Consider the following 21,897-nt stretch of genomic DNA (forward strand, 5'->3'; position numbering starts at 1 on the left):
CAGTTCACACGGCTTGCCCCTTTTCCTCGGACGGCCGGACGACCGGTACGGGCTGACCGGGCTCGTCCAGCCACACGTACTCGCCGTCCACGTCCACGGTCAGCCCGAACCGCTCGAACCCGGGCCGCCCCCGGGCGTCCCACCAGTGGTAGGCCGCGCTGACCTCTGCCCACAGCTTCCGGGGCCCGGACTGCCACACCTCGAACTCACCTGCACCCGGCTCGTAGTCCACCGTCGCCCAGGACGTGACGGCGGTGTCGCGCAGCCACAGGGTGTAGGAGCCGTCGTCGTACGCCTCCATCCACGGGAACGCTTCCGGCACCTGCACACCGATCGCGAACATCACGTGCCAGTCGCCCACGGCGTCCGGAGACAGGCGGGTCGTGCGGCGCACGCCGTCGGCGGGCCACTTCCGACCCCCGAGGTACTCCCGGACGTGCGTCCGCCCGGTGCGCTGCGCCCGGAGCCGCATGAACGCGGACGACCCGACGAACCGACCGGACGCCGAGCCGTCCCCCGCGACGGTGAGGCGGACGACCGCCTCCCCGCCGTAGACGGGCCCCCAGGGGGCGACGATGACGCCGCCGGGCTTCGTCTGCGTGACCCACGGCCGGGGCAGGCTGCCGACGGAACACGTGGCGATCACCCGGTCGTACGGCGCCCGCTCGGGGAACCCCTCGGCGCCATCCCCGACCACGGTGAGCGGCGCGTACCCCACCGCGTCCAGCCGGGCCCGCGCCTCCCGCGCGCTGTTCTCGTCCACCTCCACGGTGACGACGTTCGCGGCGCCGACGCGATGGGACAGCAGGGCGGCGTTCCAGCCGGTTCCGGTGCCGATCTCCAGCACACGGTGTCCTTCTTCAACGCTCAGCGCGGAGAGCATGGAAAACACTATGGTGGGCATGGAGTTGGAGCTGGACGGAACTTTTCCCTTACCCGGCCCGGTATACGCACCGTCGTCCCACTGGGTGGTGATCGGCGCGTCCCGGTACACGGCTGCCCACCACGCTTCTGGTTCCTCGGCACGGACCACGCGGTCGCTCTGCCGGTTCATACCGGCGCGGCCGGGCCAGATGACGTCAGGCACGAACAAGTGCCGGGGCACCGCCTCGAAGGCGGGCAACCAATCGCCGGTCAGCGCTCCGGACGCCAGGAGCGCGGAGGCGAGCCCCTTCGGGCCCGCCACGTCGATGCCGTCGGCGCTCACTCAGCCACCGTCCGCCGGGTTCTTCCCGTCGTTGGTGTTGCCGCCCTCGTCGGACCCGCCGCCACCGTGCTTGTTGCCGCTGTCGCTGTCGTCCTGAGGGTTGCCGTCCACCATGGTCAGCCACTGGGGCATGGGTCCTCCTGGGGTGAGTGGTGCGGCGCCCGTCCGGTCGGACGGGCGTTGTGCCCCGCGTGCCGCGCCGGGAGTCGCCGTGAGGGAACACGGCCAGGGTCGTCGGCGGGGCAGACGGGAGTCTGTGTGGGGGGGACTACGCGCCCCAGGGGCCCCAGTGCGCTGTGTACAAGTGCAGCCCCCGGGCGGTGATCACACGTTCGCCCTCGCCACGGTCACCCTTGCCGAGCGCAAGTGCGAAGTCGCTCTTCAACTGGGCACATTCAGGGCATCCTGCGCACCCCCAACCGCCCGGTGCGCTGCCCACCGACGGCTCCTCGCCCCCCGCGCCCGTCACCATCCGCGCCGCCCCTCCCGGTTCAGCTCGCGCACGCGGGCGCGGAGCTTGTCGGTGGCGGTGGCGCGGCGGTAGCGCGCCGGCCGCCAGGTCCGGCCACCGCCGGGAGGCCGGAGGGTGATCTGCCCGGTGTCGTGGTCCCAGCCGACGACGACGCCGACCCGGTCGAGTTCCACGTCGAGGACGGGTTCGAGCGGTTGAGGGATCCAGTCGTCAACCACGGTGCACCTCATCCCCGTGCCGCAGCCCCTCCCGCCGCAGCAGTTCCACGCGCTTCCAGTCGCCGACGCGCTCGGCGGCGTGGCGCGCGCCGGCGATCCTCGTGCACGCGGCGCAAGGCACGTACGGGTTGGGCACGAGTGCGGGTCGGGCCCCGACACCGAAGGACAGATGCGTCATACGTTCGAACCTCCGTAAGTCCTGCCCGTGGGCGATGAACAGTCGACCGTGCCGCCATCGGCGGTCGGGCATTGACAGGTTGGACCTGTGTAACGTCGGAGGACAGGGGTTTGAGGTACCCAGTGGGTACCCAAACACCGCGTCAGGTGCGTCAGTTAGTGGATCATGGGAACGGCGAACGTCGATGCGAAAGCCGGGCGATATGAGCGCGATCATTGAGGTTCCGGGGCCGGGTGCGAACGTGCGGGTGCTCCGGGACGAACGCGGCTGGAAACAGGAGGAGCTGGCGCGGCGCGCCGGACTGTCCAGGCCGCATATCGGAAAGATCGAACGCGGCGAGCGGACACTGACGCAGGGCGTGGCCGCCGCACTGGCGCGCGCATTCGGCGTCAGCCTTGAAGTGGTCCTGGGATCCACACCGGTTGTCGGCGCCGAGGACTCACTGAAGGCCCTAAATTCGGCGATTCGACGATTCGATCTCCCGGCCGAGTCCACGGCGAGCCCGGAACAGCTCAAAGCAGCGTTGGCCGAGATGGCCGAGATCCGCGGGAAGGCCGACCTGACCCAGGTACTACTTAAACTCCCGCCGGTTGTGTCGGAGGTGACGAACCACGCGCACAGGACGGGAACTCCGGAGGCGTGGGCCATGGTGGCGGAGGCATACTCGTGCGTCTACTGGCTTGCCGCACGTCACCGTTGGATGACCCTGGCCGACCTGGCGGTCACCAAGCAGAAGATCGCCGCGCAGCAAGCCGACCCGGTGACACTGGCGGTCGCCGCCAGGGACGAAGCCGGGGTCTATCTGAATCACGGGGAATTCGAAGACGGCCTGGCCGTCGTGGACCGCGCCATCACTCAAGTGGAGCGGGGGGACGCGACCGGGTTCGAGCGCTCCTACGCGCTGGGAACCCTGCACCTTCGGGGACTGACACTGGCCGGGCGATTGGGAGACAAGCGTACGGCCGACCGCCACATCGACAGCGCTTGGGCTCTCGCCGAGGATTTCGACCGGGATGTCTGCCGCGCCGGCGGGATCGGCGGGATCCACTTCGGCCCGCAGAACACCGCCATCCACGTCGTCGCGACGTGCAGTGACCTCCGGAGGCACGCCGACGCCATCGCGGTCATGCGGGACCTCACCAAAGACCCGGCACGACGGCCGTTGAGCCTTCCCGCCACGCGAACCAGTCCCATGTACATGAACACCGCTCGCTCCAAGTTGGCGCTGGGTGACCGGGAAGGAGCCCTTGAGGACTTGGAGAAGGCTTGGAGTATCGCTCCTCAAATGGCGAAGGTGCATCCCACCAGCCAGGAGCTCATTCGAGTGCTGACGACGCTGCACAAGCGGAGCAATCCGCGGCTCGTCAGGCTCGCCCAAAAAGCCGAAATCGAATTCTGACCGCCCGTCGGCGGACACACGAGCCACGTAAACCCTCAGCCCACGACCGAAGGGCATTCCATGCGGCGCCCACTGCCGGGGGACCACTGTGCAGTCCAGGAAGCGCACAATGAGGCGCAGGCGAACTCGCTCGTTCTGCGAGCCTGGGAGTCGTCCTGGATCGTAGGAGTCCTCCAGACACCCGACTACGCACGAGCCATTCTGACCCGCTTCGCCGAACTCCACGGGTCGAAGCGCGACATCGAAGAGGCGGTACAGGCCCGCATGAAGCGGCAGTCGGGGCTCTACGACTCGGGCAAGCGCTACCACGTACTGCTATGGGAAGCGGTGCTGCACACCCGGATCTGCCCGCCCTCCGTCCTCGCGGGCCAGCTCGATCGGCTCCTGGGAATCGTCGGTCTCGACACGGTCGAGTTGGGGATCGTACCTCTCCGAGCCACTCTGAAGGTGCCGCCCGGAGTCGGTTTCTGGATCTACGATGACCGCCAGGTGATCGTAGAGACCTGGGACGCGGAGCTATGGCTGGACGACACCGACAGTGTCACCACTCACCTGCGCACCTGGTGCACGCTGCGTGAGTCCGCAGTGTTCGGATCCGACGCGCAGCGGCTCATCAGTCAGGCGCGGCACGCCCTGAGCACGTGATCGCAAGGCGCCTCCCCTGCGACCGACTGAAGGCGAAGGGGGCGTAGCGCTACTTCCGTGGGGGCCAGCCCCCGCACCCCCGAAACCGCGCTCCGCGCGGTTGTCCTCAAACGCCGGACGGGCTGGAGTGGGCGCCCTATCCAGCCCGTCCGGCGTTTGAGGACGAGCGGCGAAGCCGCGAAAAAGGGGGTCTGGGGCGCAGCCCCAGGAAACGGCGAATGGGGGTGCCCCCTCTGGGGGAGGGACAGGGGCACCCCTCAGGCGGCAGCCAACCGCCTCATGGTGGCGAGGAGTTCCTCCGGCGGCCGTATGGAGAACTGCCGCGTCTCGTGGTCGATGACCGTCAGCGAGGTCAGGACGCCGTCCTGCCACCAGTAGACCCGAGGCGAGAGACAGTCGTCGGGATTGTCCTGGTACGCGCCGAGGCCGAAGGCCGCCAGGTCGTTGACGGCGCTGACGACGGTCCCGTCCGTGATCGGGTGGAAGGCGAGGTTGTGCCGGCTCGGCACGGTCACCAGGACGCCCTCGGCAGGGGGCGCCTGCCCGGTCACCTCGCGGACCAGCTCGTCCAGGACGAGGATCTTGCTCGCGGCGTGTGCGGAACCCGCCCCCACGATGTACAGGACCGTTCCGTCGGGCCAGTCCAGCCGGTCGTGGCCCATCGGCAGCGCCGCGAGGTTGGCGCGGGCCGCCATGCGCAGGGCCGCCGGATCGCCGTCGGACGCCACGCCCTTGTCGTCCAGGAGCACGATCGAGTCGGGGGTGTCGAGGGCGATGCCCTCCACCAGCCCCTCGGCCACCGGGCGGAGGTACGTGAAGGCGTGCCGGACCTCGGCGGGGACATGGGTGTCCGACAGCAGGCGCAGCAACGGCTGGTGCGGGTGTGACGTCATGGCGTCAGCCTAGAGGTGACGTCATGACGTCACACCAGCCCCTCAGGCCCCCACCCCGAGCGCCTCCTCCCGCCCGGCGCCGCCCGTGAACGTCCGCCAGAGCGCCGCGTACCGGCCGTCCAGGGTCAAGAGTTCCTCGTGGGTGCCGTCTTCCACGATCTGGCCCCCGTCGAGAACGACCACCCGGTCCGCCCGGGCCGCCGTGGTGAGGCGATGGGCGACGACGAGGGTGGTGCGGCGGCCGGCCAGGCGGTCCGTGGCCTCGTTGACGAGTGCTTCCGTGGCGAGGTCGAGGGCCGCCGTCGCCTCGTCCAACAACAGCACGTCGGGATCGACGAGTTCCGCTCGCGCAAGGGCGATCAACTGCCGCTGTCCGGCGGAGAGGTTGCGCCCGCGCTCCGCGACGGGGTGCAGGTAGCCGCCGTCCAGGGTGGCGATCATCGGGTGCGCCCCGACCGCTCGCGCCGCCGCTTCCACTTCCGCGTCGGACGCGTCCGGGCGGCCGTAGGCGATGGCGTCGCGGACGGTGCCCGGGAAGAGGTAGGGCTCCTGCGGGACGACGCCGAGGCGGTGGTGGTACGCCACCGGGTCCAGGTCCCGCAGGTCCCGGCCGTCCACCAGGACCCTCCCCGACGTCGGGTCGTAGTACCGGGCGACCATCTTCACCAGCGTGGACTTGCCCGCCCCCGTCTCGCCGACGAACGCGACCGTCTGGCCGGCCGGGATGGTCAGGCCGATGCCGCTGAGGGCCTGGGCGCGGCCGCCGGTGTCGGAGTCGTCCGAGCCGTAGCGGAAGTGCACGTCGTCGAAGACGATCTCGCCGCGCAGCTTCGGTACCGGGAGCGGCTCGGCCGCCACCGGTGTGGACGTCCGTTCCCGTAGCAGCGCCTGGATCCGTCCCAGCGAGACCGTGGCCTGCTGGTAGCCGTCGAAGACCTGGGAGAGCTGCTGCACGGGGGCGAAGAAGAGGTCGATGTACAGGAGGTAGGCGACCAGCGCGCCGGTCGTCAGCGTCCCGTCGTCCACCCGGCCCGCGCCGACGATCAGTACCGCCGCCGACGCCACCGACGACAGGAGCTGGACGAACGGGAAGTACACCGAGATCAGCCACTGGCCGCGCACCCGCGCCCGCCGGTAGTCGTCGCTGCGCTCGGCGAAGCGGTCGGCGCCCGCCTCCTCGCGGCGGTAGGCCTGCACGATCCGCAGGCCGGCCACGCTTTCCTGGAGATCGGCGTTGACGAGGCCGACGCGCTCCCGGGCGAGTTCGTACGCCTTGACGCTCTGCCGCCGGAAGAAGACCGTGCCGACGATCAGCAGCGGCAGCGTCGCGAAGACCACCAGGGCGAGCTGCACGTCGATGACGAGGAGGGCGACGAGGATGCCGAGGAAGGTGAGGACGGAGACGAAGGCGGTGACGAGTCCGGTCTGGAGGAACGTCGACAGGGCGTCCACGTCCGTCGTCATCCGGGTCATGATCTTGCCGGTGAGCTCGCGCTCGTAGTAGTCGAGACCGAGGCGCTGGAGCTGCGCGAAGATCTTCAGCCGGAGTGAGTAGAGGATGCGTTCGCCGGTCCTGCCCGTCATCCGGGTCTCGCCGACCTGGGCCGCCCACTGGGCGACGACGACCAGCAGCGCCAGCCCGGACGCCGCCCAGACCGCGCCGAGCGCCATCCGCTCCACGCCCTGGTCGATGCCGTGCCGGATCAGCACCGGCAGCAGCAGCCCGGCGACCGCGTCCACCGCGACCAGCAGCAGGCTCACCGCCAGCGGCGCGCCGAAGCCGCGCAGCAACTGCCGCAGCCCGTACGCCTCCTCGGGGCGGGCGGCCCGCTCCTCGTCGATGTCGGGGGCGTCGGTGGCGGGCGGCAGGGCCGCGACCTTGGCGAGGAGTTCGGGGGTGGCGGGCATGCCGGTGAGGGAACCGTGCGGATCGTCCTCTTCCGACGAACCGTCCCGCTTCCAGAGCGCGGGCGTCACGCCGTCCACGCGGCCGTCCACCGTGTCCGCGACGGTGTCGACGGGCGGTTCCGTCGCGCCCGCCGGGTCCTTGGTGACGCCGCCCAGCTCGTCGGGGTCGGTGAGCAGCCGCCGGTAGAGGGCGCACCGCTCCTGGAGCTCGTCCGCCGTGCCGACGTCGACCAGCCGGCCGCCGTCGAGCACCGCGATCCGGTCGGCGAGGCCGAGGGTGGACGCCCGGTGGGCGATCAGCAGCGTCGTCCGGCCGGCCATGACGCCGCGCAGCGCCTCGTGGATCTCGTGCTCCACGCGGGCGTCGACCGCCGAGGTCGCGTCGTCGAGGAGGAGCAGCCGGGGGTCGGCGAGGATGGCGCGGGCGAGGGCGATGCGCTGCCGCTGGCCGCCGGAGAGGGTGAGGCCCTGCTCGCCGACCTTGGTGTCGTAGCCCTCGGGCAGCGCGGAGATGAAGCCGTCGGCCTGCGCGGCCCGCGCGGCGGTGCGGACCTGTTCGTCGGTGGCGCCGGGCAGGCCGAACGCGATGTTGTCGCGGACGCTGTCGGAGAACAGGAAGCTGTCCTCGGGCACCAGACCGATCGCGGCCCGCAGTGAGGCGTGGGTGAGGTCGCGGACGTCGTGGCCGCCGATCCGGACGGCGCCGGAGGTGACGTCGTAGAAGCGCGGGAGCAGCAGCGACAGTGTCGACTTGCCGCTGCCGGAGGCGCCGACGACGGCGAGCGTCTCGCCGGGCTCGATCCGCAGGGTCACGCCGTCGAGGACGGGCCGCTCGGGGTCGTAGCCGAACGAGACGTCGTCGAACTCGACGGTCGCGGGGGCGTCGGCGGGCAGCTCGTGGGCGTCGGGGCGCTCGTCGATCACCGGCTCGGTGTCGATGAGTTCGAGGACCCGCTCGACGCCGGCGCGGGCCTGCTGGCCGACAGTGAGGATCATCGTCAGCATCCGGACCGGGCCGACGAGCTGGGCGAGGTAGGTGGAGAAGGCGACGAACGTGCCGAGGGTGATCTGTCCGCGCGTCGCCAGCCAGCCGCCGAGCGCCAGCATGGCCACCTGGCCGAGCGCGGGGACGGCCTGGAGGGCGGGCGTGTAGCGGGAGTTGAGCCGGACCGTGCGCAGCCGCCCGGCGAACAGCCGGCGGCTGACCTTCCGGAGCTTCCCGGCCTCCTGGGCCTCCTGCCCGAAGCCCTTGACCACCCGGACGCCGCCGACCGCGCCGTCCACGACACCCGCGACCGCGGCGGCCTGCCCCTGGGCGTACCAGGTGGCGGGGAAGAGCTTGACGCGGCTGCGGGAGGCGAGGAACCACAGGGCGGGGGCGACGGCCAGGGCGACGACCGTGAGCACCGGCGAGAGGACCGCCATCACGACCAGCGAGATCAGGAAGAGGAGGATGTTGCCGATCATCATCGGCAGCATGAACAGCAGGCCCTGGATCAACTGGAGATCACTGGTGGCCCGGCCGACGACCTGGCCGGTGGAGAGTTCGTCCTGCCGCTTGCCGTCGAGCCGGGCGATGGACGCGTACATCTCGGTGCGCAGATCGTGCTGGACGTCGAGCGCGAGCCGGCCGCCGTAGTAGCGGCGGACGTAGGTCAGGCCGTAGACGACGACCGCGGCGACGATCAGCAGGGTGGCCCAGGGGGCCAGGGGGCGGTGGTGACCACCGATGACGTCATCGATGATCACCTTGGGTATGAGCGGGACCAGGGCCGTGACGGCCATGCCGCCCAGCGACGAGCCCAGCGCCAGCAGCACCGCCCTCCGGTACCGCCAGCAGTACCCGGCGAGCCGCCTGGCCCAGCCCGGTCCGTCCGCACGTCCGTCGCCGCGCCCGTCCCCGTGACCGCCCGTACGTCCGCCGCCGCGCCCCTCCGCGCGTATGTCCGCGCGTTGCTCCGCCTTCTCCGCCACCCGGGTCCTCCCGACTCGTACGCCTTACCGGAAGGCGCCAACGCCGGGAGGGGCGGATTTCATCCCGCCGTAACGAACGGGGGCGGCGCCGCCCCCGTTCGCACGTGTCAGGCGCCGCGCGCCGCCGCGATCTGCCGCGACATGATCGTCGTCAGCTCGTACGCCGTGTGGGACGCGGCCACGGCCGTGATCTCGGCGTGGTCGTAGGCGGGCGCGACCTCGACGACATCCGCGGAGACCAGGTTGCAGGAGGCCAGGCCGCGCAGGATCTCCAGCAGCTCGCGGGAGGTCATGCCGCCGGCCTCGGGGGTGCCGGTGCCGGGGGCGTGCGCCGGGTCGAGGCAGTCGATGTCGATCGAGATGTACAGCGGGCGGTCGCCGATGCGCTGGCGGAGCTGGTCCGCGACCTCGTCGGCACCGCGGCGGTAGACGTCGGCCGAGGTGACGATGCCGAAGCCCATCTTCTCGTCGTCCGTCAGGTCCTGCTTGCCGTAGAGCGGGCCGCGGGTGCCGACGTGGGAGAGGGCGGAGGTGTCGAGGATGCCCTCCTCGACGGCCCGGCGGAACGGGGTGCCGTGGGTGTACTCGGCACCGAAGTAGGTGTCCCAGGTGTCCAGGTGCGCGTCGAAGTGCAGCAGCGCGACCGGGCCGTGCTTCTTGGCGACCGAGCGGAGCAGCGGCAGCGCGATCGTGTGGTCGCCGCCGAGCGTCATCATGCGGGCGCCGGTGCCGAGGATGTCGTCGGCCGCGGCCTCGATCGTCTCGACGGCCTCGTTGATGTCGAACGGGTTGGCGGCGATGTCACCGGCGTCCGCGACCTGCGCGAGGGCGAACGGCGACGCGTCCTGCGCCGGGTTGTAGGGGCGCAGCAGCCGGGACGCCTCGCGGATGGCGTTGCCGCCGAAGCGGGCGCCGGGGCGGTAGGACACGCCCGTGTCGAAGGGCACGCCGACGACCGCGACGTCGGCCGTGCCGACCTCGTCGAGCCGCGGCAGCCGGGCGAAGGTCGCCGGCCCGGCGTACCGCGGGATGCGGGACGAGTCGACGGGGCCGCGCGGTTCACGGGGGGCGTCGGTGGTCATGCGGGGAGCCTCTCGGATCGCTGCCTGGGACGTTCCCGAGAGTAGGCAGGGGCCGGGTTTCCGCACATGTACGGAACTGTGGGTCCGGCTCCCTTTTATGGACACGGCGTCCATCACGTCACGGGCGCGCCGGGTACGGCGTCCGGCAGGACGCGGGGACGGCGTGGGCACGGCGTCCGGCAGGACAGTTCGGCGGATCGCGGGGACGGCGCAGGTACGACGTCCGTCACGTCGCTGCTCCGCGTCCCCCCGCGCCGTGGCCCGGCGTCTCTCCCGTCGCGGCCCGGCGTCTCCCGCGCCGTGGCCCGGCGTCCGGCGCGTCATGGGCCCGGTGTCCCTCCCGTCGTGGCCTCGGCGTCCCTCGCGGCCCGGGGGGAGACGGCGGATCGGCGGGCGGGAAGAATGCCCTCATGCCGACGCCGCAGACCGTACCCAGCCGAGCCGAGCTGTTCGACCACCTCGTCCGGACGCGCATCGCGGGGGTCGTCGCGACGCCCCGCCAGAACAGCCTCGACCACTACCGCCGGCTCGCGCACGGCGACCGGCAGTACTGGCTGGGGGTGGAGCTGGGCGACCGCTGGACGGACGAGCAGGACGTGCTGGCCGTCATGGCCGAGCGCTGTGGGGTCAGCGACGACCCCACGCTGCGGTCCGGGCAGGACGCCATCGACCCGGAGCTGACGGTCACGGCGCTGGAACGGGCGGCCCTGTTCCTGCGCAAGGCGGCGGAGGCGCGGCAGCGGGTGCTGTTCGCCACCGGCCACCCCGGCGGGCTGCTGGACGTGCACCGGGCGACGGCCGCGGCCCTGCGCGCCGCCGGCTGCGAGATCGTCTCGGTGCCGGGCGGGCTGCGGGCGGACGAGGGCTCGGTGTACCAGGTCGCGGACGTGGCGGTGTTCGAGCGCGGCGCCACCCTGTGGCACACCCACTCCCCCGCCCCGATGGCGGCGGTCCTCGACGGGCTGGCGCGGGAGGGCCGCCCGCTGCCTGACCTGGTGGTCGCCGACCACGGCTGGGCCGGGTGCGCGGCGCAGCGGGGGATCGACACGGTCGGCTTCGCGGACTGCAACGACCCGGCGCTGTTCCTCGCGGAGGCGGAGGGGCTGCTGCGGGTGGCGGTGCCGCTGGACGACCACGTGGCCGACCCGCGGTTCTACGAGCCGATGACGGCGTACCTGCTGGACGCGGCGGGGCTGCGGGCGGGGTGAGCTTCCCCGGTCCCTCCCCCAGAGGGGGAGGGACCGGGGCCAAGTCCCCACGGCGGTCAGGCTGTCCGCCCGTTCCAGCCGCGGACGCACAGCCACGTCCCGCCGTACAGCGCGCCGAGTTCGGCGGCGCGCCCGACGAGGCCGAAGGCGAACCGGGGGCCGCCCGCCTGGTCCAGGAGCCACTGATGCCAGAAGAACATCAGCAGGGCTGTCAGGACGATGACGACGGCCCCAGCGGCCATCAGCAGGATGTTGCGCATGAGTTCTCCCCTCCTACGCGATGAGCGTACGGGGAAACCGACGGCGCCTCAGTCCCGCGTACGCGGAATCCGCACCAGCCCCTCCTGGATCACCGACACCGCCAACTGCCCGTCCTGGGTGAAGATCCGGCCGCGGGCCAGCCCTCGGCCGCCCTGGGAGGTGGGGCTCTCCTGGTCGTAGAGCAGCCACTCGTCGGCGCGGAACGGCCGGTGGAACCACATGGCGTGGTCCAGGCTGGCGCCGACGACGTCGCCGACCACCCAGCCGCCGCGGCCGTGGGCGAGCAGGACGGAGTCCAGCAGGGTCATGTCGGAGACGTAGGTGGCCAGGCAGACGTGGAGCAGCGGGTCGTCGGCGAGTTTGCCGTCGGTGCGGAACCACACCTGCGAACGGGGTTCGCGCGGCTCGCCGTAGCGGGCGAACGGCGGGTCGCCGACGTACCGCAGGTCGACGGCGGCCCGCGCCTCCAGCAGCCGTTCGACGACGTCCGGGCCCGCGAACCGGTCGGCGTACCGGGGCAGCAGCTCGGCGGCGGTCGGCAGGGTGAGCGGGTCGGGCGCGGGCGGGGCGGGCTCCTGGTGCTCCAGCCCTTCCTCGTAAAGCTGGAAGGACGCCGAGAGGTGGAAGATCGGCCGGCCGCGCTGGACGGCCACCACACGGCGGGTGGTGAAGGAGCGGCCGTCGCGGATGCGGTCCACCGTGTAGACGATGGGCGCGCCGGGGTCGCCCGGCCGCAGGAAGTAGGCGTGCAGGGAGTGCGGGAACCGGTCGTCCGGGACCGTCCGGCCGGCCGCGACCAGCGCCTGGGCGGCGACCTGGCCGCCGAAGACACGGGGGATCAGGGCGGGCCGGCTGGTGCCGCGGAAGATGTCCTCTTCGATCCGTTCGAGGTCGAGCAGGTCGAGGAGGTCCTGAAGCGGGGCCGGGCCCGGGGCCGGGGGTTCGTTCACGTGCGGTGCCGTTCCGTTCCTGAATGAGCTCGGGGAGCTCAGAGACCCATCGACTTGGCGACGATGGAGCGCATGACCTCGCTGGTGCCGCCGTAGATCCGGCTGACGCGGGTGTCGGCGTACAGCCGGGCGATGGGGTACTCCATCATGTAGCCGTAACCGCCGTGCAGTTGCAGACACTTGTCGATGACGACGGCGGCGCGTTCGGTGGTGAAGAGCTTGGCGGACGCGGCGTCGGCGGCGGTCAGCTCGCCCGCGTCGTGGGCGTCCAGCGCCCGGTCGACGACGGCCTGCATGGCGTCGACCTCGGACTTGCAGTCGGCGAGGACGAACTTGGTGTTCTGGAACGACGCCACCGGCTGCCCGAAGACCGTGCGCTCCCGCACGTACCGGTGGGCGAACTCCACGGCGGCGGCCGACTGCGCGTACGCCGAGAAGGCGATGCCCAGCCGCTCCTGCGGCAGGTTGTGCGCGAGGTAGGAGAACGCCTTGCCCTCCTCGCCGAGCCGGTCGGTGACGGGCACCTTGACGTCGGCGAAGGACAGTTCGGCGGTGTCGGACGTCTTCAGCCCCAGTTTCTCCAGCTTGCGGCCGACCGCGTACCCCTCGGAGCGGGCGTCCACGAAGAGGAGCGTGATCCCGCCCCGCCGGTCCTCGGGGGCGGGCGGCGCGGTGCGGGCGCAGACGATCACCCGGTCGGCGAGCACGCCGCCGGTGATGAAGGTCTTGGCGCCGTTGAGCACGTAGTGGGTGCCGTCCTCGGAGAGCTTCGCGGTGGTCCGCATGCCGGCCAGGTCGGAGCCGGTGCCGGGCTCGGTCATGGCGATGGCGGTCATCATGTCGCCGCTGACGAACGACGGCAGCCAGCGCCGCTTCTGCTCCTCGGTGGCGTACTTCAGGAGGTACGGCAGGACGAGGGCGGTGTGCACGCCGCTGCCGCCGAAACTGACGGCCGCGCGGGCGCACTCCTCGGTGATGACGGCCTGGTACTTGAAGCCGGTCTCGCCGGCGCCGCCGTACTCCTCGGGGACCTCGATGCCGAAGACGCCCAGTTCGCCGAGCTTCTTGTAGAAGTCGCGCGGTACCTGTCCGGCCTCGCGCCACGCCTCGTAGTCCGGGACGACCTCCGCGGCGATGAAGGCGCGGATGGTCTCCCGGAACGCCTCGTGGTCCTCGTTGAACACCGTCCGACGCACAACTACCCCCTCGGCGGGGCCGGTTCCGCCGCCCCCGGTCGGCTGAGCGCTTGCTCAGCGAAAGCTACCCGGCGGTCTCCGCGACTGTCCAGATCCCGCCGGACGCGGGCGCGTCCGGAGCAGCCGGGGCAGGCGGGGCCTCGGAGGCGGACGGGATGAGGAGCATAAGGCCTCAGGGGCGGGCGGGGCCGGTGAGTGCCGCGAGGGCGCCGTGCGCCAGCCGGCGGAGCAGCGCGGCGGTGGCGTCCCGGCCGGGCAGCCCGCCGGCGCGACCGAGGTGGGGGGTGGAGTTGAGCAGGCCGAACACGGCGTGCACGGCGGCCCGGGCGTCGTCCTCGGCGACCCCCGGGTGGAGCCCCCGGACGACCTCGACCCACAGTTCCACGTACTGCCGCTGGAGCGAACGGACCTGCTTGCGGTCGACGTCGCGGAGCTGGCCCAGCTCGCGGTCGTGCAGGATGATCAGCGCCCGGTCGTCCAGCGCGAAGTCGATGTGCCCGTCGATCAGCGACCCCAGGACGGCGGCCGGCCCGGCGTCCGCCGCCTCGGCCGCGGCCCGGCGCTCGCGCCCGCTCGCCAGCAGCCGACCGCTGATGCCGACCAGCAGCTCGGCGAGCATCGCGTCCTTGCCCGCGAAGTGGCGGTAGAGGCCGGGTCCGCTGATGCCGACCGCCGCCCCTATCTCGTCCACCCCGACGCCGTGGAAGCCGCGCTCGGCGAAGAGGCGGGCGGCCTCGCGGAGGATCTGCTCGCGGCGGGTGGGGGCGGGCTGGGCGGCGGGGGTCGCGTCGATGGGGGCGGGGTTCACAGGGGTCACCGAACAAATTGTAGACAGCGCCGTTAGCGGCCGTTAACCTGAAGAGGATCTGTTAACGCTTATTAACCGCAACGGTTGACAAGCGCACGTGGCACGTAGCAAGGGAGCTTCGAGTCCATGCAGCAGGCACCGGCGCTGACCAGCGCCGCAGATCCGGCGTCCGAAGGCTGGCGCGCCAACGAGGCCGCGCACCGCGAGCTCGTGGCACGACTGCGCGAGAAGCTGGCGGCGGCCCGGCTCGGCGGGGGCGAGCGCGCCCGCGCCCGGCACACCGCGCGGGGCAAGCTGCTCCCCCGGGACCGGGTGGACGCCCTGCTGGACCCCGGATCGCCGTTCCTGGAGCTGGCCCCGCTGGCCGCCGACGGCCTGTACGGCGGGGCCGCCCCCGCCGCCGGGGTGATCGCGGGCATCGGCCGGGTCTCGGGCCGCGAGGTGGTGATCGTCGCCAACGACGCGACGGTCAAGGGCGGCACGTACTACCCGATGACCGTCAAGAAGCACCTCAGGGCCCAGGAGATCGCCCTGGAGAACCGGCTCCCCTGCCTCTACCTGGTGGACTCCGGCGGCGCCTCCCTCCCCATGCAGGACGAGGTCTTCCCCGACCGCGAGCACTTCGGCCGCATCTTCTACAACCAGGCCCGGATGTCCGGCGCGGGCATCCCGCAGATCGCCGCCGTGCTCGGCTCCTGTACCGCCGGCGGCGCGTACGTCCCCGCGATGAGCGACGAGGCCGTCATCGTGCGCGGCCAGGGCACGATCTTCCTGGGCGGCCCGCCGCTGGTGAAGGCCGCCACGGGCGAGGTCGTCACCGCCGAGGAGCTGGGCGGCGGCGAGGTGCACTCCAAGGTCTCCGGCGTCACCGACCACCTGGCGGAGGACGACGCGCACGCGCTGCGCATCGTCCGCACGATCGTCTCGACGCTCGGCGACCGCGGGCCGCTGCCCTGGCGGGTGGAGCCCCCCGAGGAGCCCAAGGTCGACCCCGCCGGGCTCTACGGCGCCGTCCCGGTCGACCCCCGCACCCCCTACGACGTCCGCGAGGTCATCGCGCGGGTGGTGGACGGCTCCCGGTTCGCCGAGTTCAAGGCCGAGTTCGGGCAGACGCTGGTGACCGGCTTCGCCCGGATCCACGGCCACCCGGTCGGCATCGTCGCCAACAACGGCATCCTCTTCGCCGAATCCGCCCAGAAGGGCGCCCACTTCATCGAGCTCTGCGACCAGCGCGGCATACCCCTGGTCTTCCTCCAGAACATCTCCGGCTTCATGGTCGGCCGGCAGTACGAGGCGGGCGGCATCGCCAAGCACGGCGCCAAGATGGTGACGGCGGTGGCCTGTGCGCGCGTCCCCAAGCTGACGGTGGTCGTCGGCGGCTCGTACGGCGCCGGCAACTACTCGATGTGCGGCCGGGCCTACTCGCCCCGCTTCCTGTGGATGTGGCCCAACGCCAAGATCTCCGTGATGGGCGGCGAGCAGGCCGCCTCGGTGCTGGCCACCGTCAAGCGCGACCAGTCGGAAGCGCGCGGCGAGCAGTGGAGCGCGGAGGACGAGGAGGCGTTCAAGGCGCCCGTCCGCGAGCAGTACGAGACGCAGGGCAACGCCTACTACGCCACCGCCCGGCTGTGGGACGACGGCGTCATCGACCCGCTGGAGACCCGCCGGGTCCTCGGCCTCGCCCTCACCGCCTGCGCCAACGCCCCCCTGCCCGAACGCGACCCGAACGCGCCCGGCTACGGCGTCTTCCGGATGTGAGAGGAGACGTGACGATGTTCGAGAGTGTCCTGGTCGCCAACCGAGGCGAGATCGCCGTCCGCGTCATCCGCACCCTGCGGGAGCTGGGCATCCGCTCGGTCGCCGTCTACAGCGACGCGGACGCCGACGCCCGGCACGTCCGCGAGGCCGACACGGCCGTCCGCCTCGGCCCGGCGTCCGCCGCCGAGAGCTACCTGTCCGTCGAACGGCTGCTGGCCGCCGCCGAACGGGCCGGCGCACAGGCCGTCCACCCCGGTTACGGCTTCCTCGCCGAGAACGCGGCGTTCGCCCGTGCCTGCGCGGACGCCGGCCTGGTCTTCATCGGCCCGCCGGCCGACGCGATCGACCTCATGGGCGACAAGATCCGTGCGAAGGAGACGGTCAGGGCGGCGGGCGTCCCGGTCGTCCCGGGCTCGACGGGCAGCGGCCTGAGCGACGCCCGACTGATCGACGCGGCGCGGGAGATCGGCATGCCGGTGCTGCTCAAGCCGTCGGCCGGCGGCGGCGGCAAGGGCATGCGGCTGGTCCGCGACGAGGCGCTGCTCGCCGAGGAGATCGCGGCGGCCCGGCGGGAGGCGCGCGGCTCCTTCGGCGACGACACGCTGCTGGTGGAGCGGTGGATCGACCGCCCCCGGCACATCGAGATCCAGGTCCTCGCGGACGGCCACGGCAACGTCGTCCACCTCGGCGAGCGCGAGTGCTCGCTCCAGCGCCGCCACCAGAAGATCATCGAGGAGGCGCCGAGCGTCCTGCTGGACGAGGCGACCCGCGCGGCGATGGGCGCCGCCGCCGTCCAGGCGGCCCGCTCCTGCGGTTACACGGGCGCGGGCACGGTGGAGTTCATCGTCCCCGGCGGCGACCCCTCCGCCTACTACTTCATGGAGATGAACACCCGCCTTCAGGTCGAGCACCCGGTCACGGAGCTGATCACCGGCCTCGACCTGGTGGAGTGGCAGCTCCGCGTGGCGGCGGGCGAACACCTGGCCGTCACCCAGGAGGACATCACCCTCACCGGCCACGCCGTCGAGGCCCGCATCTGCGCCGAGGTCCCCGCTCGCGGCTTCCTCCCGTCCGCCGGGAAGATCGTCGCCCTCCACGAGCCCGAGGGCCCCGGCATCCGCGTCGACTCCGGCCTGCTCCCGGGCACGGAGATCGGCACCGACTACGACCCGATGCTCGCCAAGATCATCGCGTACGGCCCCGACCGCGCCACGGCCCTCCGCCGCCTGCGCGCCGCCCTCGCGGACACCACCATCCTCGGCCTGGAGACCAACACCGGCTTCCTCCGCCGCCTCCTGGCCCACCCGGCGGTCGTCTCGGGCGACCTGGACACCGGCCTCGTCGACCGCGACGGCCCGTCGCTGCTGGCGGACACGGTCCCCGACGAGGTCTACGCGACAGCGGCCCTCACCCGCCAGGCGGCCCTCGCCCCGCCCACCGCCCCCGACGCCTGGACGGACCCGTTCTCCGTCCCGGACGCCTGGCGCCTGGGCGGCGAGCCCGCCTGGACACCGCACCACCTGCGGGTGCCCGGACGGGACCCGGTGACGGTCCGGGTCCGGACGACGGCGTCGGGGACGGAGGTGCTGCTGGACGCGCCGGAGGGCGCGGGGGCCGGGGGGACCGGGGGCCTGCCCCCGGTTTCGGCAAGCGGGGCTTCCCCCTCTGAGGGAGAGGCTGGGGAGCAGCGCGCCGCAGGCGCACCCCGCCGTGCCCGCCTCCTCCGCACCGGCCCTCACCGCCTCACCCTGGACCTCGACGGCCACACCACCCCCTTTGTGACGGCCCCCGACCGAACCGGAACCGGCTCCGCCGGGACCTGGCTGGCGCACGCCGGGGACACCTGGCACGTCCTCGACCACGACCCGGTCGCCGCCGGGGGCGCGGGCGCGGCGGCACACGCCGGGGCGCTCACCGCGCCGATGCCCGGCACGGTCACCGTCGTCAAGGCGGCCGTCGGGGACAGCGTCACCGCCGGCCAGAGCCTGCTCGTCGTGGAGGCGATGAAGATGGAGCACGTCATCGCGGCCCCCCACGACGGCACCGTCACGGAACTGGACGTCACCCCAGGCAGCACGGTCGCCATGGACCAAGTCCTGGCCGTCGTCGCCCCGGACCGGCCCGCCGCCCAGGAGGAAGCATGACGACCGACGGCCTCCCCATGCCCGTACGGGACCCCGCCCTCCCGGACCGCGTCCGGATCCACGAGGTCGGCCCCCGTGACGGCCTGCAGAACGAGAAGGCGATCGTCCCGGTCGAGGTGAAGGCGGACTTCATCCGCCGCCTCGCCGACGCCGGCCTGGGCACGATCGAGGCGACGAGCTTCGTCCGCCCGGAGTGGGTGCCGCAGCTCGCGGACGCCGAGGAGCTCCTGCCCCTCGTCGACGGGCTCGCCGGCAACGGAGTCCGGCTCCCCGTCCTCGTCCCCAACGAGCGCGGCCTGGACCGCGCCCTCGCCCTGGGCGCCCGGGAGATCGCCGTGTTCGCGAGCGCCACCGAGTCGTTCGCCAAGGCCAACCTCAACCGCACGGTCGACGCGTCGCTCGCCATGTTCGCGCCGGTGGTCCGCCGGGCGAAGGACGAAGGCGCCCGCGTCCGCGGTTATCTCTCGATGTGCTTCGGGGACCCGTGGGAGGGCCCGGTCCCGATCGAGCGGGTCGCGGACGTCGGCCGCCGCCTGTACGAGATGGGCTGCGACGAGCTGAGCCTCGGCGACACCATCGGCGTCGCCACCCCAGGCCACGTCACGGCCCTCCTCACGGCGTTCACCGCGGCGGGCGTCCCCACCGAGCACCTCGCCGTGCACTTCCACGACACCTACGGCCAGGCCCTGGCCAACACCCTCACGGCCCTGCGCCACGGTGTGACCACCGTGGACGCCTCGGCGGGCGGCCTCGGCGGCTGCCCGTACGCGAAGAGCGCCACCGGCAACCTCGCCACCGAAGACCTCGTCTGGATGCTCCACGGCCTCGGCATCGACACCGGGGTCGACCTCGGCCGGCTCACCGCCACAAGCGTGTGGATGGCCGCCCACCTGGGACGGCCGAGCCCGTCCCGTACCGTCCGCGCCATCTCCCACCAGGAGTCCTGAGCCATGCTGGACCATCGCCTGACCCCCGAGCACGAGGAACTCCGCCGCACCGTCGAGGAGTTCGCCCACGACGTGATCGCCCCGAAGATCGGGGACTTCTACGAGCGCCACGAGTTCCCGTACGAGATCGTCCGCGACATGGGCCGCATGGGCCTCTTCGGCCTCCCCTTCCCCGAGGAGTACGGCGGGATGGGCGGCGACTACCTCGCCCTGGGCATCGCTCTGGAGGAGCTGGCCCGCGTCGACTCGTCCGTGGCGATCACCCTGGAGGCCGGTGTCTCCCTGGGCGCGATGCCGATCTTCCGCTTCGGCACCGAGGAGCAGAAGCGCGAGTGGCTGCCCCGGCTGTGCGCCGGCGAGATACTGGGCGGCTTCGGTCTGACCGAGCCGGAGTGCGGTTCGGACGCGGGCGGCACCCGCACCACCGCGCGGCTGGACGAGGCCACCGACGAGTGGGTCATCAACGGCACCAAGTGCTTCATCACCAACTCGGGCACCGACATCACCGCCCTGGTCACCGTCACCGCCGTGACCGGCCGCACGCCGGACGGCAAGCCGCTGATCTCCACGATCATCGTCCCCTCGGGCACCCCCGGCTTCACCGTCGCGGCCCCCTACTCCAAGGTCGGCTGGAACGCCTCGGACACCCGTGAGCTGTCCTTCTCCGACGTCCGCGTGCCGCGCGCGAACCTGCTGGGCGAGGAGGGTCGGGGCTACGCCCAGTTCCTGCGGATCCTCGACGAGGGCCGGATCGCGATCTCCGCGCTGGCCACCGGCCTGGCCCAGGGCTGCGTCGACGAGTCGCTGGCGTACGCGAAAACCCGGCGGGCGTTCGGCCGGCCGATCGGCGACAACCAGGCCATCCAGTTCAAGATCGCCGACATGGAGATGCGCGCCCACACCGCCCGGCTCGCCTGGCGTGACGCGGCCTCCCGGCTGGTGCACGGCGAACCGTTCAAGAAGGAGGCGGCGCTGGCGAAGCTCTACTCCTCGGAGATCGCGGTCGACAACGCCCGCGAGGCCACCCAGATCCACGGCGGCTACGGCTTCATGAACGAGTACCCGGTGGCCCGGATGTGGCGCGACGCCAAGATCCTGGAGATCGGCGAGGGCACCAGCGAGGTGCAGCGGATGCTGATCGCCCGGGAGCTGGGGCTCACGGGCTGACCGCTGTGCGCGGGGCGGGCGGGTGTGCCGCCCGCCCCGCGCACACCCATCCGCCCCGGGGGCCCGCCCGCCCCGCGCACACCCATCCGCCCCACTCGGCCCCGCCCGGCCGCCGCCCCCTGCCCGCCCGCCCCGCCGCACGACCGCTCCACCCACCCGTCCGCCGACTGCGAGAATTCGTCCATGGCAGAGATCTTCCAGAAGGACGGCACGTGGACGTTCGACGGGGACGCGATACGCATCGTCCCGGGCCGCGAGCGCGGTGTGCACCTGGTCCGGCAGACGCTGGGTGAGCTGACCGTGCCGCTGGAGGCAGTGGCGGGCATCGCCTTCGAGCCGGGCCGCAAGGCCGGCCGGCTGCGGCTGCGGCTGCGCGAGGGGGCCGACCCGCTCTCCCAGGTGACGCGCGGCCGGATGACGGACGCCATCGACCCGTACCAGCTCAAGACGGACCCGGACCGGGCCGGCGTCGCCGAGTACTTCGCGGAGGAGGTCCGCACGGCCCTGCTGCTGGAGCAGGTGCCGGACGGCCCGACGGACCGCTATCTGCTGCCCGGGCCCGCCGTCCCGCTGGCGGTCGGCGCCGGCGACGGCACGGCCTCCTTCGACGGCGAGAAGGTCCGGCTGGAGTGGAACTGGATCACCGACGAGGGCAAGGCGTCCGGCGGCCCCCGGGAACTGACGCTGGCCGACATCACGGGCGTGGAGTGGCTGCCGGGCATCGGGCTGGAGAACGGCTACCTGCGGTTCCTCGTCCGGGGCGCGCCCACGAAGACGCCCGCCAAGCACGATCCGAACGCCATCGAGCTCTACGGCTTCAAGAAGGACGGGCTGATGGCCCTGCTGGGCGCGGCCGTCACGGCCCGGCTGCCGCACCCGTCCGCGCCGGCGGCGCACGAGGTCCCGGTGCCCGCCGCGCCCGCCGCACTGGACCGGGCCCCGGTGGACGCCCCGGCCGCCGACGACCATGACGTCCTGCTCCGCCGGCTGCGGGAGCTGGGCGAGCTGCGCCAGTCCGGGATTCTCACCGAGGACGAGTTCACCGCCGCGAAACAGGCGATTCTCCAGCGTTTCCAGGCAAAATGATCAACACTTTGCCACGACCCTTGCCCGAAATCGGGCAGGATTCTTGCGAAACGCTGCGGTACCCCTCAGTATCAACGGGTGCTCGAACGCCGTACGCCCCATGACGACCTGGTGGACCACCTGGTGCGCAGCACGCCGCTCCAGCGCGGCGAGGCCGCCCGGGTGGTCCTGGACGTCCTGGCGTACTTCGACGAGACGGCCGAGGAGTTCGTCCGCCGCCGCCACCGCGAACTGCAGTCCGGTGGCCTGGCGAACGCGGAGATCTTCGAGCGGATCGCGGCCGAACTGCCGCACCGCGCGGTCGCCCCGCCCCCGCTCTCGCTGCGCCAGTTGCGGCGCATCGTCTACGGCTGAGGCGGCACCGGGCCGGGACGGCGTCCACGGCGGAACGGCGGC

19 protein-coding genes and 1 pseudogene are annotated in these 21,897 nt (G+C 72.4%); 9 read left to right on the forward strand and 11 right to left on the reverse strand.

The genetic code is table 11. From position 1 onward, the window contains the following. Positions 1-4: 4 nt before the first annotated feature. From ACZ6X9_RS15395 to ACZ6X9_RS15410, 4 genes are all read right to left on the reverse strand, one after another. Complete coding sequence (locus tag ACZ6X9_RS15395) at positions 5-1,207, reverse strand: methyltransferase domain-containing protein (RefSeq protein WP_469778470.1); 1,203 nt, start codon at positions 1,205-1,207, stop codon at positions 5-7. After that, entirely contained in the window at positions 1,208-1,339 is a 132-nt protein-coding gene (locus ACZ6X9_RS15400; RefSeq protein ID WP_469778471.1) for a hypothetical protein, read from the reverse strand. It lies immediately after the preceding gene. Between the two features lie 333 nt (positions 1,340-1,672). Next, positions 1,673-1,897: a hypothetical protein gene (locus ACZ6X9_RS15405; RefSeq protein WP_469778472.1), complete on the reverse strand. Its 225-nt coding sequence runs from the start codon at positions 1,895-1,897 to the stop codon at positions 1,673-1,675. Then, entirely contained in the window at positions 1,890-2,075 is a 186-nt protein-coding gene (locus ACZ6X9_RS15410; protein ID WP_469778473.1) for a hypothetical protein, read from the reverse strand. Before ACZ6X9_RS15410 ends, ACZ6X9_RS15405 begins: the two co-directional genes overlap by 8 nt. 202 nt (positions 2,076-2,277) lie before the next feature. Here ACZ6X9_RS15410 and ACZ6X9_RS15415 point away from each other — a divergent pair, with 202 nt between their 5' ends. Both ACZ6X9_RS15415 and ACZ6X9_RS15420 read left to right on the forward strand, forming a co-directional pair. Next, on the forward strand, positions 2,278-3,474 hold the full coding sequence (locus ACZ6X9_RS15415; protein WP_469778474.1) for a helix-turn-helix transcriptional regulator: 1,197 nt from the start codon (positions 2,278-2,280) through the stop codon (positions 3,472-3,474). Positions 3,475-3,486: 12 nt separating this feature from the next. After that, positions 3,487-4,119: pseudogene (locus tag ACZ6X9_RS15420) on the forward strand (DUF5753 domain-containing protein); the annotation flags it as partial. A 257-nt stretch (positions 4,120-4,376) separates the two neighbouring features. Here ACZ6X9_RS15420 and ACZ6X9_RS15425 read toward each other — a convergent pair. From ACZ6X9_RS15425 to speB, 3 genes are all read right to left on the reverse strand, one after another. Beyond that, entirely contained in the window at positions 4,377-5,012 is a 636-nt protein-coding gene (locus tag ACZ6X9_RS15425) for a hypothetical protein (protein ID WP_469778475.1), read from the reverse strand. 42 nt (positions 5,013-5,054) lie between these two features. Continuing rightward, on the reverse strand, positions 5,055-8,894 hold the full coding sequence (locus ACZ6X9_RS15430; RefSeq protein WP_469778476.1) for an ABC transporter ATP-binding protein: 3,840 nt from the start codon (positions 8,892-8,894) through the stop codon (positions 5,055-5,057). 107 nt (positions 8,895-9,001) lie between these two features. Beyond that, positions 9,002-9,976 (reverse strand): agmatinase, encoded by a 975-nt coding sequence (gene speB, locus ACZ6X9_RS15435; protein WP_469778477.1) that lies wholly within the window; start codon positions 9,974-9,976, stop codon positions 9,002-9,004. A gap of 410 nt (positions 9,977-10,386) precedes the next feature. Here speB and ACZ6X9_RS15440 point away from each other — a divergent pair, with 410 nt between their 5' ends. Then, positions 10,387-11,184, forward strand: coding sequence for a phosphatase (locus ACZ6X9_RS15440; RefSeq protein ID WP_469778478.1), 798 nt, complete (start codon positions 10,387-10,389; stop codon positions 11,182-11,184). A 56-nt stretch (positions 11,185-11,240) separates the two neighbouring features. On the opposite strand, the gene ACZ6X9_RS15445 is transcribed toward ACZ6X9_RS15440, so the two are convergent. The 4 genes from ACZ6X9_RS15445 to ACZ6X9_RS15460 form a co-directional block, all read right to left on the reverse strand. Then, a complete protein-coding gene (locus ACZ6X9_RS15445) occupies positions 11,241-11,444 on the reverse strand; it encodes a hypothetical protein (protein ID WP_469778479.1) in 204 nt (67 codons plus the stop codon). A 48-nt stretch (positions 11,445-11,492) separates the two neighbouring features. Next, positions 11,493-12,395, reverse strand: coding sequence for an acyl-CoA thioesterase (locus tag ACZ6X9_RS15450; RefSeq protein ID WP_469778480.1), 903 nt, complete (start codon positions 12,393-12,395; stop codon positions 11,493-11,495). Between the two features lie 38 nt (positions 12,396-12,433). Continuing rightward, positions 12,434-13,591: an acyl-CoA dehydrogenase family protein gene (locus ACZ6X9_RS15455; RefSeq protein ID WP_469778481.1), complete on the reverse strand. Its 1,158-nt coding sequence runs from the start codon at positions 13,589-13,591 to the stop codon at positions 12,434-12,436. A gap of 172 nt (positions 13,592-13,763) precedes the next feature. Further along, complete coding sequence (locus tag ACZ6X9_RS15460; protein WP_469778662.1) at positions 13,764-14,399, reverse strand: SACE_7040 family transcriptional regulator; 636 nt, start codon at positions 14,397-14,399, stop codon at positions 13,764-13,766. Between the two features lie 126 nt (positions 14,400-14,525). Between ACZ6X9_RS15460 and ACZ6X9_RS15465 the strand changes: the two genes are divergently transcribed. From ACZ6X9_RS15465 to ACZ6X9_RS15490, 6 genes are all read left to right on the forward strand, one after another. Further along, positions 14,526-16,157 carry a carboxyl transferase domain-containing protein gene (locus ACZ6X9_RS15465; protein WP_469778482.1) on the forward strand — a complete coding sequence of 544 codons (1,632 nt, stop codon included), beginning with the start codon at positions 14,526-14,528 and terminating at the stop codon, positions 16,155-16,157. 14 nt (positions 16,158-16,171) lie between these two features. Continuing rightward, on the forward strand, positions 16,172-18,301 hold the full coding sequence (locus ACZ6X9_RS15470; protein WP_469778483.1) for an acetyl/propionyl/methylcrotonyl-CoA carboxylase subunit alpha: 2,130 nt from the start codon (positions 16,172-16,174) through the stop codon (positions 18,299-18,301). Then, positions 18,298-19,248: a hydroxymethylglutaryl-CoA lyase gene (locus ACZ6X9_RS15475; RefSeq protein WP_469778484.1), complete on the forward strand. Its 951-nt coding sequence runs from the start codon at positions 18,298-18,300 to the stop codon at positions 19,246-19,248. Before ACZ6X9_RS15470 ends, ACZ6X9_RS15475 begins: the two co-directional genes overlap by 4 nt. Positions 19,249-19,254: 6 nt before the next feature. Next, complete coding sequence (locus ACZ6X9_RS15480; protein ID WP_469778663.1) at positions 19,255-20,415, forward strand: acyl-CoA dehydrogenase family protein; 1,161 nt, start codon at positions 19,255-19,257, stop codon at positions 20,413-20,415. Between the two features lie 183 nt (positions 20,416-20,598). Continuing rightward, the gene (locus tag ACZ6X9_RS15485; RefSeq protein ID WP_469778485.1) at positions 20,599-21,501 is read left to right on the forward strand and encodes a DUF4429 domain-containing protein; all 903 of its coding nucleotides are present in this window, start codon (positions 20,599-20,601) and stop codon (positions 21,499-21,501) included. A 78-nt stretch (positions 21,502-21,579) separates the two neighbouring features. After that, positions 21,580-21,855, forward strand: coding sequence for a hypothetical protein (locus tag ACZ6X9_RS15490; protein WP_469778486.1), 276 nt, complete (start codon positions 21,580-21,582; stop codon positions 21,853-21,855). Positions 21,856-21,897 lie beyond the last annotated feature (42 nt).

It is taken from the genome of Streptomyces sp. NPDC052910 (genome assembly GCF_055585605.1).

Bases quoted from the DNA above. Each gene is read 5' to 3' on its own strand.
- ACZ6X9_RS15400 (WP_469778471.1), bottom strand. From the start codon at position 1,339: ATGCCCCAGTGGCTGACCATGGTGGACGGCAACCCTCAGGACGACAGC.
- ACZ6X9_RS15410 (WP_469778473.1), bottom strand. From the start codon at position 2,075: ATGACGCATCTGTCCTTCGGTGTCGGGGCCCGACCCGCACTCGTGCCC.
- ACZ6X9_RS15415 (WP_469778474.1), top strand. From the start codon at position 2,278: ATGAGCGCGATCATTGAGGTTCCGGGGCCGGGTGCGAACGTGCGGGTG.
- ACZ6X9_RS15425 (WP_469778475.1), bottom strand. From the start codon at position 5,012: ATGACGTCACACCCGCACCAGCCGTTGCTGCGCCTGCTGTCGGACACC.
- speB (WP_469778477.1), bottom strand. From the start codon at position 9,976: ATGACCACCGACGCCCCCCGTGAACCGCGCGGCCCCGTCGACTCGTCC.
- ACZ6X9_RS15440 (WP_469778478.1), top strand. From the start codon at position 10,387: ATGCCGACGCCGCAGACCGTACCCAGCCGAGCCGAGCTGTTCGACCAC.
- ACZ6X9_RS15445 (WP_469778479.1), bottom strand. From the start codon at position 11,444: ATGCGCAACATCCTGCTGATGGCCGCTGGGGCCGTCGTCATCGTCCTG.
- ACZ6X9_RS15465 (WP_469778482.1), top strand. From the start codon at position 14,526: ATGCAGCAGGCACCGGCGCTGACCAGCGCCGCAGATCCGGCGTCCGAA.
- ACZ6X9_RS15470 (WP_469778483.1), top strand. From the start codon at position 16,172: ATGTTCGAGAGTGTCCTGGTCGCCAACCGAGGCGAGATCGCCGTCCGC.
- ACZ6X9_RS15475 (WP_469778484.1), top strand. From the start codon at position 18,298: ATGACGACCGACGGCCTCCCCATGCCCGTACGGGACCCCGCCCTCCCG.
- ACZ6X9_RS15485 (WP_469778485.1), top strand. From the start codon at position 20,599: ATGGCAGAGATCTTCCAGAAGGACGGCACGTGGACGTTCGACGGGGAC.